Here is a 16,357-nt window from a genome sequence, read left to right as displayed (position 1 = left end):
GGAAGCCGTATGGGTCAGAGCGCATAGCCGAGGGCTATCGAAACCAGACCTGTCATGACTTGGACGTCTGAAAAGCGCGAACCTAGCGTGAGCATTCGTGACTGCCACTGTTGACCACTCTGTGGACTCCGCTTCCGTGGATCGGGGCTCGGCGACCGCTCCGGTTCCCACGCACAACGCACCTCCCAAGCCCGCCGGGCCCGCGCCGCGTACGCCCGCCCGTCGCGGCCTGCTCGGCACCTCCGCGGGGAGGAAGGCCGTGATGGCCGTCACGGGCGCCGTTCTCGTGCTCTTCCTGATCGCCCACATGCTGGGCAATCTCAAGATTTTCATCAGTGGCGAATCTTTCAACCACTATGCCGAATGGTTGCGCACCGTGGGCTCGCCCGCGCTGCCGAACCGGACCCTGTTGACGATCGCCGAGATCGTGCTGGGGCTCTGCGTCCTGCTGCACATGTGGGCGGCCGTGTCGCTCGCCCGGCGCGCGTCGAAGGCGCGGCCCGTCAAGTACGCGGCCAAGCGGAAGTCGCAGGCCAACGGGTACGCGACGCACACCATGCGGTACGGCGGCGTGATCATCCTGCTGTTCGTGATCTGGCATCTGCTGGACATGACCTTCGGCACGGTGAACCCCAAGGGCGGCGACGCCACGCCGTACGACCGGATGGTCGCCGGCTTCCAGCCCGAGCGCTGGTGGGTGACGTTGTTCTACCTGGTCGCCATGGTGCTGGTCGGCCTCCACCTGCGCCACGGCATGTGGAGCGCGTTCCAGTCGCTCGGCCTGACCCGCCGCCCCCGCGTCCGCAGCGCGCTGCAGACGGGCGCCGCCGTGGTCTCCGCGGTGCTGGTGCTCGGATTCGTCGCCGCGCCCATCTGCATCATGATCGGAGTGGTCAAGTGAAGTTCCGCCGCCGCGCCCAGCAGGACGTACAGCAGGACGTTCAGCAGCAGGACGCACAGCAGCAGGAGACCCTGGACACGGCGCCGGGCATCGTCGGGCAGTACCGGGTCGGTGAGCCCATCCGGGACACCAAGGCGCCGGAGGGTCCCATCGAGGACCGCTGGGACACGCGCCGTTTCCAGGCCAAGCTGGTCAACCCGGTCAACAAGCGCAAGCTGACCGTCATCGTGGTCGGCACGGGCCTGGCCGGCGGCTCCGCCGCGGCCACGCTCGGCGAGCTGGGCTACAAGGTCAAGTCGTTCTGCTACCAGGACTCGCCCCGGCGGGCCCACTCGATCGCCGCGCAGGGCGGCATCAACGCCGCCAAGAACTACCGCGGCGACGGCGACAGCGTCTACCGGCTGTTCTACGACACGGTCAAGGGCGGCGACTACCGCGCCCGCGAGTCGAACGTGTACCGCCTCGCCCAGGTCAGCGTGAACATCATCGACCAGGCGGTGGCGCAGGGCGTGCCGTTCGCCCGCGAGTACGGCGGTCTGCTCGACACCCGCTCCTTCGGCGGCACCCAGGTGTCGCGCACCTTCTACGCCCGGGGCCAGACGGGCCAGCAGCTCCTGCTCGGCGCCTACCAGGCCCTGGAGCGGCAGGTCGCGGCGGGGAACGTGGAGGTCCACACCCGCCACGAGATGCTGGAGCTGATCGTCAGCGGCGGCCGGGCCCGGGGCATCGTGGTCCGCGACATGGTCACCGGCGAGATCGAGACCCACCTCGCCGACGCCGTCGTGCTCGCCAGCGGCGGCTACGGCAACGTGTTCTACCTGTCCACCAACGCCAAGGGCTGCAACACCACGGCGATCTGGCGGGCGCACAAGAAGGGCGCCTACTTCGGCAACCCCTGCTACACGCAGATCCACCCGACCTGCATCCCGCAGAGCGGCGACCACCAGTCGAAGCTGACGCTGATGTCGGAGTCGCTGCGCAACGACGGCCGCGTCTGGGTGCCCAAGCGCAAGGGCGACAACCGCGCGCCGGGCGACATCCCCGAGGACGAGCGCGACTACTACCTGGAGCGCATCTACCCGGCGTTCGGCAACCTCGTGCCCCGTGACATCGCCAGCCGGGCCGCCAAGAACGTCTGCGACGAGGGCCGCGGCGTCGGCCCCGGCGGGCTCGGCGTCTACCTCGACTTCGCCGACGCCATCAGGCGGATGGGCCGGGAGGCCGTCGAGAAGAAGTACGGCAACCTCTTCGAGATGTACGAGCGCATCACCGGCGAGAACCCGTACGACGTGCCGATGCGCATCTACCCGGCCGTCCACTACACGATGGGCGGGCTGTGGGTGGACTACGACCTGCAGTCCACGATCCCCGGGCTGTTCGTGATCGGCGAGGCCAACTTCTCCGACCACGGCGCCAACCGCCTGGGCGCCTCGGCGCTGATGCAGGGCCTGGCGGACGGCTACTTCGTGCTGCCGACGACGATCGGCGACTACCTCGCCGGGGCCGGCGCGTTCGGGCCGGTCGAGGAGGGGGACGTCGCGGAGGCCAGGAAGGCCGTCCAGGACAAGATCGACAAGCTCCTGTCCGTGAACGGCGACCGCACCGCCGACTCCTACCACCGCGAGCTCGGCCGCATCATGTGGGAGTACTGCGGCATGGAGCGCACCGAGGAGTCGCTGCGCAAGGCGCTGGAGCGCATTCCCGAGCTGCGCGAGGAGTTCTGGAACAACGTCAAGGTGCCGGGCGACTCCGAGGGGCTCAACCAGGCGCTCGAGCGGGCCGGCCGCGTCGCCGACTTCTTCGAGCTCGCCGAGCTGATGTGCGTCGACGCCCTGCACCGTACGGAGTCGTGCGGCGGCCACTTCCGGGCCGAGTCGCAGGACGCGGACGGCGAGGCGCTGCGCGACGACGAGAACTTCGCGTACGTCGCCGCGTGGGAGTGGACCCCGGACGGCCCGGTCCTGCACAAGGAAGAGCTCAACTACGAGTACGTCAAGATGACCCAGCGGAGCTACAAGTGAACCTGACCCTCAAGATCTGGCGGCAGAACGGCTCGTCGGACAAGGGACGGATGGTGACCTACCGGGTCGAAGACGTCTCTCCGGACATGTCGTTCCTGGAAATGCTCGACGTCCTCAACGAGCGGCTGATTCTCGAGGGCGACGACCCGGTCGCCTTCGACCACGACTGCCGTGAGGGCATCTGCGGCATGTGCGGCATGGTCATCAACGGCGTGGCGCACGGCGAGCAGAAGCTCACCACGACCTGTCAGCTGCACATGCGGCACTTCAAGGACGGCGACGTCATCACCATCGAGCCGTGGCGTGCCGCGGCGTTCCCGGTGGTCAAGGACCTCGTCGTGGACAGGTCGGCGTTCGACCGGATCATCCAGGCGGGCGGCTTCATCACCGTTCCCGCCGGGTCCGCCCCGGAGGCGCACTCCGTCCCGGTGCCGAAGGCCGATGCCGACGCCGCTTTCGACGCCGCCACCTGCATCGGGTGCGGCGCGTGCGTCGCCGCCTGCCCGAACGGTTCGGCCTCGCTGTTCACCGCGGCGAAGATCACTCATCTGAGCCTGCTGCCGCAGGGCCAGCCGGAGCGCGAGTCCCGCGCCCGGGCGATGGTCGAGCAGATGGACGCCGAGGGCTTCGGCGGCTGCACCAACACCGGCGAGTGCACGGCGGTGTGCCCGAAGGGCATCCCGTTCGACACGATCGCTCAGATGAACGCCGACTACCTGAAGGCCGCTTCCAAGTAGCGGACGAGTGACGTGGGCCGGTCGGCCGTAACATAATCGACCCGCCTCCCGGGTAACGTGTGCTCTGTGTCGGCGTAACACGCCTGCCGTGATCCCGCAGGCGAGGGAGAGAGCATGTCCGTGACCGGTCCACGTTCCACTTTGAAGGTCGCGTCCGCGGTCCATGGCGCCGCTGTCGTCGTGCGCGTGGAAGGCGATCTCGACGCCGGCACCGTTCACCTGCTCCACGACGAGTTGCACCGGATATGGGAGTCGCCGGGGACGTCCGTCCTCGTGCTCGACGTCGCCGGGCTCATGTTCTGCGACTCGCGGGGGCTGAGCGAGCTGATCTCCGCGTTGCAGCGTGGTCAGGCCCTGAACGTCCGGTTGATTCTCAGCGGCGTGCAGGGCGTGCTGCGCCGCGTTCTGACGATCACCGGCCTGCGCAACGTGTTCGAACAGTCCGCGACGGCCTCGGAAGCGCTCGCGCAGGCGGCGGACGCCGGGCCGCGTCAGTCCCGGCCCGGCGGCGACTCGGACGCCGGCTCGGGCGGGCTGTACGAGACCGCCGGCGACCGCTGAGCCCGCCCGTCCTGTCCCGCTCCTCCACGCGGGTGAATTGGTAGCCTTGCCTCCCCCCGCCTGCCGGGGTATCTAGAGGTGTAACTTCTCTGTAGATCTTTGAGATCTCGGGATGAGGACAGGGATGACGACGAGACTTGGCGTCACGGTGAGCCATGAGCCGACGCACACGCTCGTCACCCTGATCGGCGAACTGGACGTGATCTCCGGCGAGCGGCTGCGCACCGTGTTCGGCAAGTTGTCGGACGAGGGCGGCACCCGGCTGGTCGTGGACACATCCGAGCTGACCTTCTGCGACTCCATGGGCCTGCGGCTGCTGCTGGAGGCGCATGATCGCGCCGTGGAGGCGGGCGGGTTCATGAAACTCGCCGGCGTCAAGGGCGTCTTCCGGAGGATCCTCACGGTGACCGGGCTGCACGCGGCGTTCCCCATCTACGACACCCCCGCGGACGCCCTGGCGGCCCTGAATGACTAAGGGGTCAGGGCGCTCCTGACGTCCGTCCGTAGTTCCGCCAGGTCGACTCCGGCGTCGGTCAGGATGCGGACGCCCAGGCCCTCGCCCTCCCGGATGACACCGAGGAGGATGTGACCGTCGCGGATGTCCTTGCTCTTGAGCGCGACGGCCTCGCGGAGCGCGAGTTCGAGCGTCTTCCTGGCCCGCGGGCCGAACGGGGCCCGGCGCCCGCTGAGGAGCGCCCCCCGACGGTCGCGGCGCGGCTCCCGGTCGAGGGCCCCGACGCCGAAGACCTCCTCGACCCTCTCCCGGACGGCCGACAGGTCGATGCCGATCGTCTCCAGGGCCTCGGCGTCGATGTCCCCGCCGGTGGCGTCGCCGAGGATCCGGACGACCTCGGCCCGCACCCGCTCATGAGTGACCCCGCGGGCGGTGAGGAGCCGGGCGGACGTCGTCTCCGGGCGGCTCAGCAGGCCGAGCAGGATGTGCTCGGTGCCCACCTGCCCGTGCCGGAGTTCCCTGGCCTGCTCGTTGGCGTGTATGACGACCTGCCGCGCGTCGTCGGTGAACCTCTCCAGCATCTACTTCTCCCGTCTCAGCAGTCCTCGCCCGCCCGCGTACTTCTTGTGCACCGCCTGCCGGGACACCCCGAGCAGGAGCGCGATGTCCTGCCACGACCATCCCGCGGTGCGTGCGTTCTCCACCTGCAGCGCTTCGAGCCGGTCCACCAGGAGCCGCAGCGCCCGTACGGCCCGTAGGCCGACGGCCGGATCGCGGCTGCCGGCGTCGCTCGCCAGCTGTGCCGTATCGCTCATGCCTGTCAACATAGGTTGACAATCCCATGCGTGTCAACCCTGGTTGACGCGAGAAAACGATTTGCCCGCCCACCTGCGTCTTTGCGAGCCTGGAACGACTATGCGCGCTCTTCCTGTGGCCGATCCCGGCACTCCCGACGCCCGCGGGCCGCTGCGTTACCTGTGGTGGGTGGCGCGCGGCCAGGCCGGCCCGATGCTGGCCGGAGCCGGCCTGGCGGTGCTGTGGTGGCTGGGGCAGGCGCTCGTGCCGGCGGCCCTGGGCAAGGCGATCGACGCGATGGCCGCGCGGGACGCCGGCACGCTGATCAAGTGGTCGCTGGTGGTGCTCGGCCTCGGCGTGGTCCAGGCGGTCGCGGGCGTCACGCGTCACCGGTTCGCGACCTTCGCATGGCTGTCGGCGGCCTACCGCACCGTCCAGGTGACCGTACGGCAGGCGGCCAGGCTCGGGGCGACGCTGCCGAAACGCCTGTCGACAGGCGAGGTCGTCAGCGTCGGCAACTCGGACATCGCGCACATCGGCAACGCCATGGACATCCTCCTGCGCGGCACCGGCGCGGCCGTCGCCGTCGTCGCGGTGACCGTGATCCTCATCGCCACCTCTGTCCCGCTGGGCCTGGTCGTGCTGATCGGAGTGCCGCTGATGGCGGCCGCGGTGGGGCCTCTGCTCAAGCCGCTGCACCGGCGCCAGCACGAGCAGCGCGACCTGCAGGGCGACCTCGCCACCCGGGCCGCCGACATCGTCGCCGGCCTGCGGGTGCTGCGCGGCGTCGGCGGCGAGCAGGTCTTCGCCGCGCGCTACCGCGAGGAGTCGCAACGCGTACGGCGGGCGGGGGTGCGGGTGGCCTCGGTGGAGTCCCTGCTCGAAGGCGCCCAGATCCTGCTGCCCGGCGTGCTGATCGCGTGCGTGACCTGGCTCGGCGCGCACTTCGCGCTCGAGGGCCGCATCACTCCCGGTCAGCTCGTTGCGTTCTACGGCTACGCGGTCTTCCTGATCGCGCCCCTGCGCACGCTGACCGAGGCCGCCGACAAGCTCACCAAGGGGCACGTGGCGGCGCGCCGCGTCTGCCGCATCCTGTCCCTGGAACCCGAGATCACGGGCGGCGACGGCCGATTCCCGGCCCGGGCGGGCGCGCTCCGCGACGGCGAGTCGGGTGTCGAGGTCCGGCCCGGCCGGCTCACGGCGGTCGCGGCGGCCGCGCCGGAGGACGCCGTCGCCGTCGCCGACCGCCTGGGCGGGTTCGCCCCCGGCGACGTCACGCTCGGCGGCGCGCCGCTGGCGGAACTGCCGCTCGCCGAGGTCAGGCGGCACATCCTGCTGGCCGACAACGGCGCGCGGCTGTTCACCGGACGGCTGCGCGACGAGCTGGACGTGCGGGGCACGGCCGGCGACGAGGACGTCCGCGAGGCGCTGTACGCCTCGTGCGCCGAGGACATCGTGGCGGCGCTGCCCGAGGGCCTCGACGCGCACGTGGCCGAGTCGGGCCGCGAGTTCTCCGGCGGTCAGCAGCAGCGGCTGCGGCTGGCCCGCGCGCTGCTCGCCGATCCGGAGATCCTCATCCTGGTCGAGCCCACCAGCGCCGTCGACGCGCACACGGAGGCGCGCGTCGCCGAACGGCTGGGCAAGGCGCGGGCGGGCCGCGCGACCCTCGTCTGCACGAGCAGCCCGCTCGTGCTCGACCGGGCCGACCACGTGCTGTACGTCGAGGACGGAGCGGTGCGGGCCCAGGGCACCCACCGGGCGCTGCTGGACAGCGAGCCGGGATATCGGGCGACCGTCACACGTGAACTGACGCGAGGGGAAGGCTGAGCATGGCCCGCGAGATCCTGCCGGTCGCCGACCGGGCGCAGGTGCGCGCCTACGCCCGGCGGCTGACACTGAAGTATCCGCGCGAACTCGGCCTGGCGCTGGCCCTGCACGCCCTGGCCGCGGTCGCGGGCCTGGTCGCGCCCCGCATGCTCGGCGACCTGGTGGAGGGCCTGGCCGAGGGCCGGGCCGACCTGCGCGTGGACGCCGTCGCCCTGGCCATCGCCGCCTTCGTGGCCGCGCAGGCGGTGCTGGTCAGGTTCGCGGTGTACGCGTCGTCGCGACTGGGCGAGAAGGTGCTGGCCGAGCTGAGGGAGGACTTCGTCGGCCGGGTGCTCGCGCTGCCGCTCTCGACGGTCGAGCGGGCCGGTTCCGGCGACCTCATCACCCGGACCTCCAGGGACGTGGACGCGCTGTCCCGGTCCGTACGGCACGCCGTGCCCGAGACGCTGATCGCGGTCGTGACCGGGATCTTCGTCGTCGGCGCGGTGATCCTCGTCGGCCCGGTGATGGCCGTGCCGTCGCTGGTCGCCGTGCCGCTGCTGTGGGGCGCCACCCGGTGGTACCTCAACCGGGCCAGGGACGGCTACCTGCGGGAGAACGCGGCGTACGCCGACATGACCGAAGGACTTGCCGAGACCGTCGAGGGCGCGCGCACGATCGAGGCGCTGGGGCTGGACAGGCGCCGTCGCGACCGTACCGACCGGGACATCGCCCGGTCGTTCGCGGCGGAGCGGTACACCCTGGGCCTGCGCATGGTGTGGTTCCCCGCCGTCGAGTTCGGCTACGTGATCCCGGTCGTGGCGACCCTGCTCATCGGCGGGCTGCTGTCCATCGAGGGCTGGGTGACGGTGGCCCAGGTGACGACCGCCACGCTCTACGTCCAGCAGCTCATCGACCCGCTCGACCGGCTACTGTCGTGGGTGGACGAGCTCCAGGTCGGCGGGGCCTCGATGGCCCGGCTGCTGGGGGTCGCCAACGTGCCCGACGACCGGATCGCGGGCGAGGCCCGGCCGGTGGGGGAGGAGCTGAAGGTCAGCGGCGTGCGGTACGCCTACCGCGAGGGCCGCGACGTGCTGCACGGCATCGACCTCGACGTACGCCCGGGGGAGCGGCTGGCCATGGTCGGGCCCTCGGGGGCGGGCAAGTCGACGCTGGGCCGCCTCATCGCCGGGGTGCACGCGCCGGGGAGCGGGTCGGTCACGGTCGGCGGGGTGCCGCTGGTCGAGCTGCCGCTCGACGAGCTGCGCGGGCACGTCGCCCTGGTCACCCAGGAGCACCACGTGTTCCGGGGGACGCTGCGCGACAACCTGCTGATCGCCAGGCCCGACGCCTCGGACGCCGACGTGCGCCGCGCGCTGGAGGCCGTGGACGCCTGGGAGTGGGTGGCGACTCTGGACGAGGAGCTGGACACCGCGGTCGGCTCCGGCGGCGCGGCGGTCTCGCCGGCCCGGGCGCAGCAGCTGGCGCTCGCCCGGCTGGTGCTGGCCGACCCGCACACGCTCGTGCTGGACGAGGCCACCTCGCTGATCGACCCGCGGGCCGCCCGCGACCTGGAGCGGTCGCTCGCGGCCGTGCTCGAGGGCCGTACGGTGATCGCCATCGCGCACCGGCTGTACACCGCGCACGACGCCGACCGGGTGGCCGTGGTGGAGGACGGCCGGATCAGCGAGCTGGGCTCGCACGACGAGCTGGTGGCGGCGGGCGGCGCCTATGCCGCGCTGTGGGACAGCTGGCACGGCACCGCCCGCTGAGCGTCAGCTCGTGGTCAGCGACTTCTTGAGGAAGTCGAGCTGCAGGAGCAGCAGGTTCTCGGCCACGACCTCCTGCGGGGTCATGTGGGTGACGCCCGACAACGGGAGCACGGTGTGGGGGCGGCCCGCCGCGAGCAGGGCCGACGACAGCCGCAGCGTGTGCGCGGCGACCACGTTGTCGTCGGCCAGGCCGTGGATCAGCAGCAGGGGCCGCTCCAGCTTCTCTGCGTCTCCCTTCTCGGCGTCTCCCAGCAGCGATGACCTTTCATAGTGGCCCTCGTCGGGGTGGCCGAGGTAGCGCTCGGTGTAACAGGTGTCGTACAGCCGCCAGTCGGTGACCGGGGCCCCCGCGACGGCGGCGTGGAACACGTCCGGGCGGCGCAGCACCGCGAGCGCCGCGAGGTAGCCGCCGAACGACCAGCCCCGGATCGCCACCCGCGACAGGTCGAGGTCATCGGGGTGCAGGGCCGCCACGCCCCGCAGGGCGTCCACCTGGTCCTGCAGCGAGATCGTGAAGTCGTGCAGCATCTCGCGCTCGAAGGCAGGGCCGCGCCCCGGCGTGCCCCGCCCGTCGGCCACGATCACCGCGAAGCCCTGCTCGGCCCACCACTGGGACTCCAGGAACATCCGCCGGGCAGACAACACCCGCTGGGCGTGCGGCCCGCCGTACGGGTCCATGAGGACGGGCAGCGGGCCCGAGCCGGGCACGTGCCACGAGGGCAGCAGGACGGCCGTGGACAGTTCGCGCGCGCCCGCCCGGACGAGCGACACGCGCGGTTCCAGGCCGGGCCGCTCGGCGAGGGACGCGATCGATACTCCCCCTATCGACACGGCCGTTCCCTCGGTGTCGAGGCTCTGCCGGGCGACGAGCGTCACGCCGCCCGCGCGGCGGCCGGAGTGGACGCCCGGCTCGGTGGTCACCGGGCTGATGGTGCCCGCCGAGTACGTCCACAGGTGGATCTCGGTGGGCTCGCCGCTCGCGGAGAAGAGCACGGTGTCGCCGTCGACGTCGAGCACCGCGCGGACCTGCAGCGACGGCGGCGTCACCGGCTCGTCGCCGACCACGAGGCGGTGGCCGCCGTCGGCGTCGGCCACCCAGACCAGGGTGCCGTCCGACAGGCGGGCCGGGACGCCGGCGACGATGTCCACCCAGGCGGGGTCGGTGTCCTCGCGCAGGAGCGTCGTCCCGCCCGTGTCCGGGTCGACGGACAGCAGGCGCATGGTCCGCTGGTCCCGCGACAACGTGACGATCGCGAGGCCGTGGGCGTCCCAGGCCGCCGTCACCAGGTACTCCTGCTCGAACGGCACCGCCGTACGCGCGCCGTCCAGCCCGATGACGTGCAGCGTGACCTCGGCGTTGGCCGTGCCGGCGGCGGGGTAGCGCTGCGGGACCGGCTGACGGCCGGGGTTGGCCGGGTCGGCGATGTGCCACAGGGTCACCGGCGACTCGTCCACGCGGGACACCAGCAGGCGGTCGCCGGTGGGCGACCACCAGTAGCCGCGCATCCGCTCCATCTCCTCGGCCGCGACGAACTCCGCGAGGCCGTAGGCGACCAGGTCGCCTTCCGGCTCGGCGAGCAGGGTGTCGGCTCCGGTAGCGACCTCCAGCACGTGCAGGGCGCCGCCCGTGACGTACGCGACCCGCGCGCCGGCGGGGTCGAGCCGGGGATCGATGACCGGACCGGCCGCCGGGAGCCGCCGCACCTCTACCTCGCCGGCCTCGCCCGAGGCGAGGTCGGCCAGGTAGAGCTCGCCCGACAGCGCGAACACGGCCCGCCGGACCTCCCGGTCGGTGGCGTAGGCCACCACGCCGCCCGCCGACTCCCGCGACCGCTCGCGGCGGGCGCGCTCCTCCGGCGGCAGGTCCTCGTCGGCGGCGCCCAGGGCGAGGGGGTCGACGACGAGCCGCTCGGTTCCGGACGCGACGTCCAGCTCCCACAGGCAGGTCACCGGATCGGTGCCGGATCTCGTCCTGAGGAAGGTCACGCGACCGCCGTCAGGGGAGATCGTGAAGTTGCGCGGCACCCCGAGGGTGAACCGCCGGGTCCTGGCATGCAACCGTGGGAAGCTCTCCGTCATAGCTCCTCATACTGCCAGCATGGGGGCACTACCCTCGGAGACATGACCGACCGCCGCTTGCTGCTCGTGCACGCCCACCCCGACGACGAGACGATCGGCACCGGCGCGACCATGGCCAAGTACGCCGCCGAGGGCGCGCACGTGACGCTCGTGACCTGCACCCTGGGGGAGGAGGGCGAGGTCATCCCCCCGGAACTCGCCCACCACGCGGCCGACAGGGACGACACCCTTGGTCAGTACCGCATCGGCGAGCTGGCCGCCGCCTGTAAGGCGCTCGGAGTCACCGATCACCGGTTCCTCGGCGGGGCCGGCCGCTGGCGCGACTCGGGCATGATGGGCGCGGCGACCAACGACCGTCCCGGCTGCTTCTGGCAGGCCGGCCTCGACGAGGCCGCGGGCGAGCTGGTGAAAGTGATCCGCGAGGTCAGGCCCCAGGTTCTCGTCACCTACGACGAGAACGGCTTCTACGGCCATCCCGACCACATCCAGGCGCACCGCGTCTCCTGGCGGGCCTTCGAACTGGCCGCCGACCCCGCGTTCCCCGGCGGTGAGCCGTGGCGGGTCGCCAAGTTCTACCTCACCGCCATGCCGAAGTCGGTGCTGCGGCGGACCATGGAGACCATGCGCGAGGCCGACGTCGAGTTCTGGGTGCCGGAGTCGATCGACGACATGCCGGGATGCGCGGACGAGGACGTGACGACGGAGATCGACGCCCGGCCGTACGTGGAGGCCAAGCTCGACGCGATGCGGGCGCACGCGACGCAGATCGCCGTGGACGCGCCGTGGTTCGCGCTCTCGAACAACGTCGGTCAGCAGGCCCTCGGGGTCGAGCACTTCATCCTGCGCGCGGGGGTGCCCGGCCGGCCCGGCATCGGCGCTCCGCCCGAGGTCGGCGGCCTGGGCGAGCCGTACAACCGCGAGGCCGACCTGTTCGCCGGCATCGACTAAGTTGGTCGACATGACGCAGGAGACGCATATCGGCGTCGAAACGACCGAGGACGCCCCCAGCCCGTTGGCCGGGGCCGTGACCGGCGCGGCGTACGGCGTGCTCTTCCTGCTTGGCCTGGTGCTCGGCGTCGTCGGGGGCTTCCAGCACGCGTGGTACGCCGGGCAGGTGCCGGTCGCCGCGATCGCCTGGCTGGCGGTGCTGTTCGCCGTGCCGTACGGCATGGGCAGGCTGATGGGCGGCAAGCTGGGCGCGCTCGTCCCCGGCGTCGGCTGGCTCCTCGTGTCGTTCCTGTTGTCCACGCCGCAGCGGGCCGGCGACCTCGCCATCGCGGGCAACTCAGCCGGCTACTGGTACCTCTATGGCGGCGCCGTCGCCGTCGCGGCGGCCGTGGTCGCCACCCGTTCCACCAGCTCGTGGATGCTCAGGTCGTACGGCCGCGCGTGAGCTTGTCTGTGCGGGAGCGGTCGCGGATCCTGGGGGCATGCGGCGGTCGCACCGGTTCCGGCAGATAATCAACTACGTCAACCTCTCCACACCCCTCGGGCTGCTGATCGCGCGAATCGGCGGAGCGCGCACCCGCGCAGGGGAGCGCGGCCTCGTCTACGCGCACGGCTATCGCATTCCCTTTCCCGTCGCCGGTGCGTTCACCGTGGGCAACGTCATCCTGACCAAACACGGGGAGGGCTATCTCACCGGCTGCCTGCTCGACCATGAATCCCGCCACGCCACTCAGTACGCGTTCTGCGTCGGCCTGCCCATGCTCCTGCTGTACGTGCTCGCCTCGGCCTTCTCGTACGCCGTCTGCGGCCATCCGGCCTCATGGAACCTTTTCGAGCGGATGGCCGGTCTCGACGACGGCGGCTATCCCCGGGTGCGTCCTTGGTGGAGGAGAACGTGGAGGAGGTCGCGTTCCACCTGAAGACGGAGTGAACGTGCGCGGAATCGACCGGTCGCAGGAGGAATATTTTCGGCTCTGTGGGGATCATGGGAAGCGGAAGGGAGTTCCCCATGTCGCAGACGATTCATCCGGAAAGCCCTGAGGCCCCAGAAATCCCCGTTTCTCCCGTTCCGAATGTGCCGAGTGCGCCGGCCGTGCGTCCGGCCGAACCCCGCCGATGGCCGTCCAGCTTCGCCGACAGGCTGACCGCCCCCCTCCCGGACTTCCGCGAGGTCACGAGCGTCATGTGGCACGGGCAGCTACGGCCCGACATCGGTGACAGCGACCAGATTCCGGTCCATCGGGTCGGCCTGCCCCGCGCCGCCGCGACCGAGACCGTGGTGACCTGGGTCGGCCACGCGACGTTCGTCCTCCAGATCGGCGGGCTCACCGTGCTGACCGATCCGGTGTGGTCTCGCAAGATCCCCGGCGTGCGCCAGCGGCTGACCCCTCCCGGCGTCGCCTGGTCCGACCTGCCGGAGATCGACGCGATCGTGATCAGCCACAACCACTACGACCACCTTGACGCGCCGACGATCCGCCGCCTGCCGAGGGACACCGCCGTCTTCGTGCCGGCCAAACTCGCGGGGTGGTTCCGGCGGCGCGGCTTCCGCCACGTGACCGAGCTGGACTGGTGGGAGTCGGCCCGTCTCGGCGATGTGACGTTCGACTTCGTGCCGGCCCACCACTGGAGCCGCCGTACGCTGTGGGACACCTGCCGCACCCTGTGGGGCGGCTGGGTGCTCACCTCCCCCGAGCACCGGGTCTACTTCGCCGGCGACACGGCCTACGGGGAGCGGTTCGCCCAGATCGGCGAGCGTTACCCGGGCATCGACCTCGCCCTGATGCCGGTCGGCGCCTACGAGCCGCGCTGGTTCATGAAGGTCTCGCACGTCGACCCCGCCCAGGCCGTGCAGGGCTGCCTCGACGTGGGCGCGCGGCGGATGGCCACCATGCACTGGGGCACGTTCGTGCTGTCGGGCGAACCGCTGCTGGAGCCGGTACGCGAGGCCCGGGCCGTGTGGGAGTCCCGCGGCCTCGACCCCGCCGACCTGTGGGACCTCGCCGTCGGCGAGAGCCGTACGCTGCCCTGATCGGGCGTCGTCGCCCGGCGCTACGGCCGTTCTCCGAGCATCGACGCGGCGTTGGCCAGCCGGGTGCGCAGCTGCTTGCGGAAGGTCCGCAGCTCCGGGCGGTGAGCCTTGACGATCGCCCGCTGGGCCGTGATCTCCGTCGTCACCCGTACGGTCAGGTAGTCCACCCGAAGCTTGCAGCGCATGTCCGCCGCGGCGGTGGCCCGCTGCCGGGCGTCGACGGGGCCGCGCCAGCGCGGGTCCTCCCACGCCTCGACGGGCGTCGGGTAGGTGTGGCCGGCCCTCTTCATGCAGGCGCTCCACTCCGCGTTCACCGCCTTCACCCGAGGATCCCTGAGCGCCCTGTCGTACGCCTGTGACTGCAGCCGGACGACCAGCCACTCGCTCTCGGGCGGGACTCCCTTCATCACGCGCCGGTTGGCCTCACCGAGGCAGCCACCCTCCGGCACGCGGACGCCCCGCACCGTCTTCGGTCCATTCCCTCCGCCCAGGACGGCCTGCTCCTCGAGCGGCGTCAGACCGGTGTCCATCCTCTCCGGCCTCCCCTTTGACGCGCTTTTGTCCGATGGCAGGGGCACGCGGTAGTAGCCGTAGCGGGCGGCGAGGGCAGGATCGACGAACAGGTATCGTCGCGTCCTCGGCGCCGGGTCGCGCAGCGGCGGCAACGGCGTGTCGTCGTAACCCTGGATGCCGAACCTCCTCGCGCACAGGGCCATCGAATGACGCACGGCATTGGTGAGCCGGGCCTGCTGCTCGGGAGTCGGTCCGAAGGCGTCCAGAGGGAACACCGCCTTCTCGACCCTGCGTACCGCGTCGTCGGCCGTCTGCCCGCCGGACGGCGCGGGCGACGCGGCGGCGGTGGCGGTTGTGGGAAGGGTCGCGGTTGTGGGGATGGTGGCGGCGGTGGCGCTCGTCTGGCACCCGCTGAGCCCGGTAGCGGCGAACACGGCGGTCGCGGCGAACGCGGCGGCTCCGGCGGGCGGAAGCGGACGAAAGCGTGAGGCATTCTTCACGGCTGTCATCTTCTACCGTGCGAGTCCTGCCCACATACATAAGACATTTACATACATTACTGATTGGCGAATGGCACGTTTTCGGGCGGCGGCAGCGGCCCGGACGACCCTGCCACAATGCGGGCATGAGCTTCGCGACCGCTGATCTCTACGACACTCATGGCGACGCGCTGCGCAGTTGCGTCACCCAGTTTCGCTCGTACGGCGCTCGCACGAGATTCTCCGGACGGATTTCAACGATCCGGTGCCTGGAGGACAACGCGCTCGTCAAGCAGGTGCTCGCGACGCCGGGCAAGCGACGCGTACTGGTGGTCGACGGCGGCGGATCACTGCGCGCGGCTCTGCTCGGCGACCTGATCGCGACCTCGGCCGTGCGGAACGGCTGGGCGGGCGTAGTGATCAACGGCGCCGTGCGGGACACGGCGGCGCTGGCCGGGCTCGACCTCGGCATCAAGGCGCTCGGCGCCAACCCCCGCAAGAGCGCCAAGACGGGCCTGGGGAAGGTCGACGTTGCGGTGACCTTCGGGGACGTGACCTTCGCCCCGGGAGAATGGCTCTACAGCGACGAGGACGGCATCGTCATCAGCGACCACCGCCTCGACGCCTGAGCAGGCCGATGTCCGGCCGGTGCCCCGCGTGCGCCAGCAGCCGGCGTGTAGGCCAGTGCCCGGCATGCGGCCAGTGGGCCGGTTGCTCGGGCACGGTCATCGGGAGCCGTAACTCGCGCCGTAACGCGTGCCGTTCCGCAGTCGCGTTCAGTCTCGCCGCCTCGGGGCTCGGGTGGGGTGGTGGTAGGTGAAGGCCCAGCGGTCTTTGCCGGTTGTGTGGCGGGTGTAGCGCTCGGGGTGCTGGTAGCGGTCGCGGTTGTGGAACTGGCAGGCCGGGCCGAGCAGCTTCAGGTCGGTCAGTCCGCCGGTGCTCCAGTTGTCGGCGTGGTCGATCTGGCACATGGTGGCGGGCAGGGGGCAGCCGTCGATCCAGCAGGTGGCGTAGCGGGCGAAGACCGCCCGCCGCTGGGCCGGGGTGGCCAGCCTGACTTTTCGGCCCATGTCGAGGACCTGTCCGTCGGCGTTCATGACCAGGCGTACCAGGGTGGAGGTACGGGCCAGGCGGTGCACGCCGGAGACCGGCAGCACCTGCCCCGTGGCCAGCAGCAGCCCCGGCGCCCTGCCCAGCAACGCCCCCGGCCATGTTTTCGCCCCCGGACCCAGCCCTGTCGCCGGCCCTTGCTCCGCCGA

General features: G+C 71.3%; 17 protein-coding genes. 12 read left to right on the top strand and 5 right to left on the bottom strand.

All coding sequences use genetic code 11. The annotated features are described in order from the left end of the window. Positions 1-97: 97 nt before the first annotated feature. The 5 genes from AB0O28_RS26485 to AB0O28_RS26465 all read left to right on the top strand — a co-directional run bounded on the left by AB0O28_RS26485 (position 98) and on the right by AB0O28_RS26465 (position 4,695). Positions 98-901, top strand: coding sequence for a succinate dehydrogenase cytochrome b subunit (locus AB0O28_RS26485; protein ID WP_363644612.1), 804 nt, complete (start codon positions 98-100; stop codon positions 899-901). A gap of 89 nt (positions 902-990) precedes the next feature. Then, positions 991-2,922, top strand: a complete 1,932-nt coding sequence (locus AB0O28_RS26480) for a fumarate reductase/succinate dehydrogenase flavoprotein subunit (protein WP_363644932.1) — start codon at positions 991-993, stop codon at positions 2,920-2,922. Further along, positions 2,919-3,659 (top strand): succinate dehydrogenase/fumarate reductase iron-sulfur subunit, encoded by a 741-nt coding sequence (locus tag AB0O28_RS26475; protein ID WP_363644610.1) that lies wholly within the window; start codon positions 2,919-2,921, stop codon positions 3,657-3,659. Before AB0O28_RS26480 ends, AB0O28_RS26475 begins: the two co-directional genes overlap by 4 nt. A gap of 114 nt (positions 3,660-3,773) precedes the next feature. Continuing rightward, entirely contained in the window at positions 3,774-4,220 is a 447-nt protein-coding gene (locus AB0O28_RS26470; protein ID WP_363644608.1) for an STAS domain-containing protein, read from the top strand. A gap of 124 nt (positions 4,221-4,344) precedes the next feature. Next, positions 4,345-4,695, top strand: a complete 351-nt coding sequence (locus tag AB0O28_RS26465; protein WP_363644607.1) for an STAS domain-containing protein — start codon at positions 4,345-4,347, stop codon at positions 4,693-4,695. Here the strand turns inward: AB0O28_RS26465 and AB0O28_RS26460 are convergent. Both AB0O28_RS26460 and AB0O28_RS26455 read right to left on the bottom strand, forming a co-directional pair. Beyond that, positions 4,692-5,255, bottom strand: a complete 564-nt coding sequence (locus AB0O28_RS26460; protein ID WP_363644605.1) for a Clp protease N-terminal domain-containing protein — start codon at positions 5,253-5,255, stop codon at positions 4,692-4,694. The two genes, AB0O28_RS26465 and AB0O28_RS26460, sit on opposite strands and share 4 nt — an antisense overlap. Beyond that, positions 5,256-5,489, bottom strand: a complete 234-nt coding sequence (locus AB0O28_RS26455; protein ID WP_363644603.1) for an RNA polymerase subunit sigma-70 — start codon at positions 5,487-5,489, stop codon at positions 5,256-5,258. It abuts the gene before it with no gap. A 100-nt stretch (positions 5,490-5,589) separates the two neighbouring features. Here AB0O28_RS26455 and AB0O28_RS26450 point away from each other — a divergent pair, with 100 nt between their 5' ends. Further along, positions 5,590-7,296 (top strand): ABC transporter ATP-binding protein, encoded by a 1,707-nt coding sequence (locus tag AB0O28_RS26450; protein WP_363644601.1) that lies wholly within the window; start codon positions 5,590-5,592, stop codon positions 7,294-7,296. Positions 7,297-7,298: 2 nt separating this feature from the next. Continuing rightward, entirely contained in the window at positions 7,299-9,047 is a 1,749-nt protein-coding gene (locus AB0O28_RS26445; protein ID WP_363644599.1) for an ABC transporter ATP-binding protein, read from the top strand. Between the two features lie 3 nt (positions 9,048-9,050). Here AB0O28_RS26445 and AB0O28_RS26440 read toward each other — a convergent pair whose 3' ends face one another. Then, complete coding sequence (locus tag AB0O28_RS26440; RefSeq protein WP_363644597.1) at positions 9,051-11,126, bottom strand: DPP IV N-terminal domain-containing protein; 2,076 nt, start codon at positions 11,124-11,126, stop codon at positions 9,051-9,053. Between the two features lie 42 nt (positions 11,127-11,168). Between AB0O28_RS26440 and mshB the strand changes: the two genes are divergently transcribed. From mshB to AB0O28_RS26420, 4 genes are all read left to right on the top strand, one after another. Continuing rightward, on the top strand, positions 11,169-12,074 hold the full coding sequence (gene mshB / locus AB0O28_RS26435) for an N-acetyl-1-D-myo-inositol-2-amino-2-deoxy-alpha-D-glucopyranoside deacetylase (RefSeq protein ID WP_363644595.1): 906 nt from the start codon (positions 11,169-11,171) through the stop codon (positions 12,072-12,074). Between the two features lie 10 nt (positions 12,075-12,084). Beyond that, entirely contained in the window at positions 12,085-12,519 is a 435-nt protein-coding gene (locus tag AB0O28_RS26430) for a DUF6113 family protein (protein WP_363644593.1), read from the top strand. A 37-nt stretch (positions 12,520-12,556) separates the two neighbouring features. Next, positions 12,557-12,994: a hypothetical protein gene (locus AB0O28_RS26425; RefSeq protein ID WP_363644591.1), complete on the top strand. Its 438-nt coding sequence runs from the start codon at positions 12,557-12,559 to the stop codon at positions 12,992-12,994. A gap of 155 nt (positions 12,995-13,149) precedes the next feature. Then, entirely contained in the window at positions 13,150-14,106 is a 957-nt protein-coding gene (locus AB0O28_RS26420) for an MBL fold metallo-hydrolase (protein WP_363644589.1), read from the top strand. Positions 14,107-14,126: 20 nt separating this feature from the next. Here AB0O28_RS26420 and AB0O28_RS26415 read toward each other — a convergent pair whose 3' ends face one another. Further along, complete coding sequence (locus tag AB0O28_RS26415; protein ID WP_363644587.1) at positions 14,127-15,119, bottom strand: hypothetical protein; 993 nt, start codon at positions 15,117-15,119, stop codon at positions 14,127-14,129. Between the two features lie 125 nt (positions 15,120-15,244). On the opposite strand from AB0O28_RS26415, the gene rraA reads away from it, so the two are divergent. Beyond that, positions 15,245-15,727 (top strand): ribonuclease E activity regulator RraA, encoded by a 483-nt coding sequence (rraA, locus tag AB0O28_RS26410; protein WP_363644585.1) that lies wholly within the window; start codon positions 15,245-15,247, stop codon positions 15,725-15,727. A gap of 147 nt (positions 15,728-15,874) precedes the next feature. Here the strand turns inward: rraA and AB0O28_RS26405 are convergent. Next, positions 15,875-16,357 (bottom strand): DUF222 domain-containing protein (locus AB0O28_RS26405; protein WP_363644583.1); only part of this gene is annotated, 483 nt, incomplete at its 5' end.

Source organism: Microbispora sp. NPDC088329 (genome assembly GCF_040685655.1).
Lineage (GTDB): Bacteria > Actinomycetota > Actinomycetes > Streptosporangiales > Streptosporangiaceae > Microbispora.
Note: the sequence above shows the minus strand (reverse complement) of the source record. Positions and strands in the feature narration are given on the sequence as shown.

Excerpts from the sequence above, each read along its gene's own strand:
- AB0O28_RS26445 (WP_363644599.1), top strand. The coding sequence starts at position 7,299 with ATGGCCCGCGAGATCCTGCCGGTCGCCGACCGGGCGCAGGTGCGCGCC.
- AB0O28_RS26430 (WP_363644593.1), top strand. The coding sequence starts at position 12,085 with ATGACGCAGGAGACGCATATCGGCGTCGAAACGACCGAGGACGCCCCC.
- AB0O28_RS26440 (WP_363644597.1), bottom strand. The coding sequence starts at position 11,126 with ATGACGGAGAGCTTCCCACGGTTGCATGCCAGGACCCGGCGGTTCACC.
- AB0O28_RS26470 (WP_363644608.1), top strand. The coding sequence starts at position 3,774 with ATGTCCGTGACCGGTCCACGTTCCACTTTGAAGGTCGCGTCCGCGGTC.
- AB0O28_RS26455 (WP_363644603.1), bottom strand. The coding sequence starts at position 5,489 with ATGAGCGATACGGCACAGCTGGCGAGCGACGCCGGCAGCCGCGATCCG.
- AB0O28_RS26460 (WP_363644605.1), bottom strand. The coding sequence starts at position 5,255 with ATGCTGGAGAGGTTCACCGACGACGCGCGGCAGGTCGTCATACACGCC.
- AB0O28_RS26465 (WP_363644607.1), top strand. The coding sequence starts at position 4,345 with ATGACGACGAGACTTGGCGTCACGGTGAGCCATGAGCCGACGCACACG.
- rraA (WP_363644585.1), top strand. The coding sequence starts at position 15,245 with ATGAGCTTCGCGACCGCTGATCTCTACGACACTCATGGCGACGCGCTG.
- AB0O28_RS26425 (WP_363644591.1), top strand. The coding sequence starts at position 12,557 with ATGCGGCGGTCGCACCGGTTCCGGCAGATAATCAACTACGTCAACCTC.
- mshB (WP_363644595.1), top strand. The coding sequence starts at position 11,169 with ATGACCGACCGCCGCTTGCTGCTCGTGCACGCCCACCCCGACGACGAG.
- AB0O28_RS26450 (WP_363644601.1), top strand. The coding sequence starts at position 5,590 with ATGCGCGCTCTTCCTGTGGCCGATCCCGGCACTCCCGACGCCCGCGGG.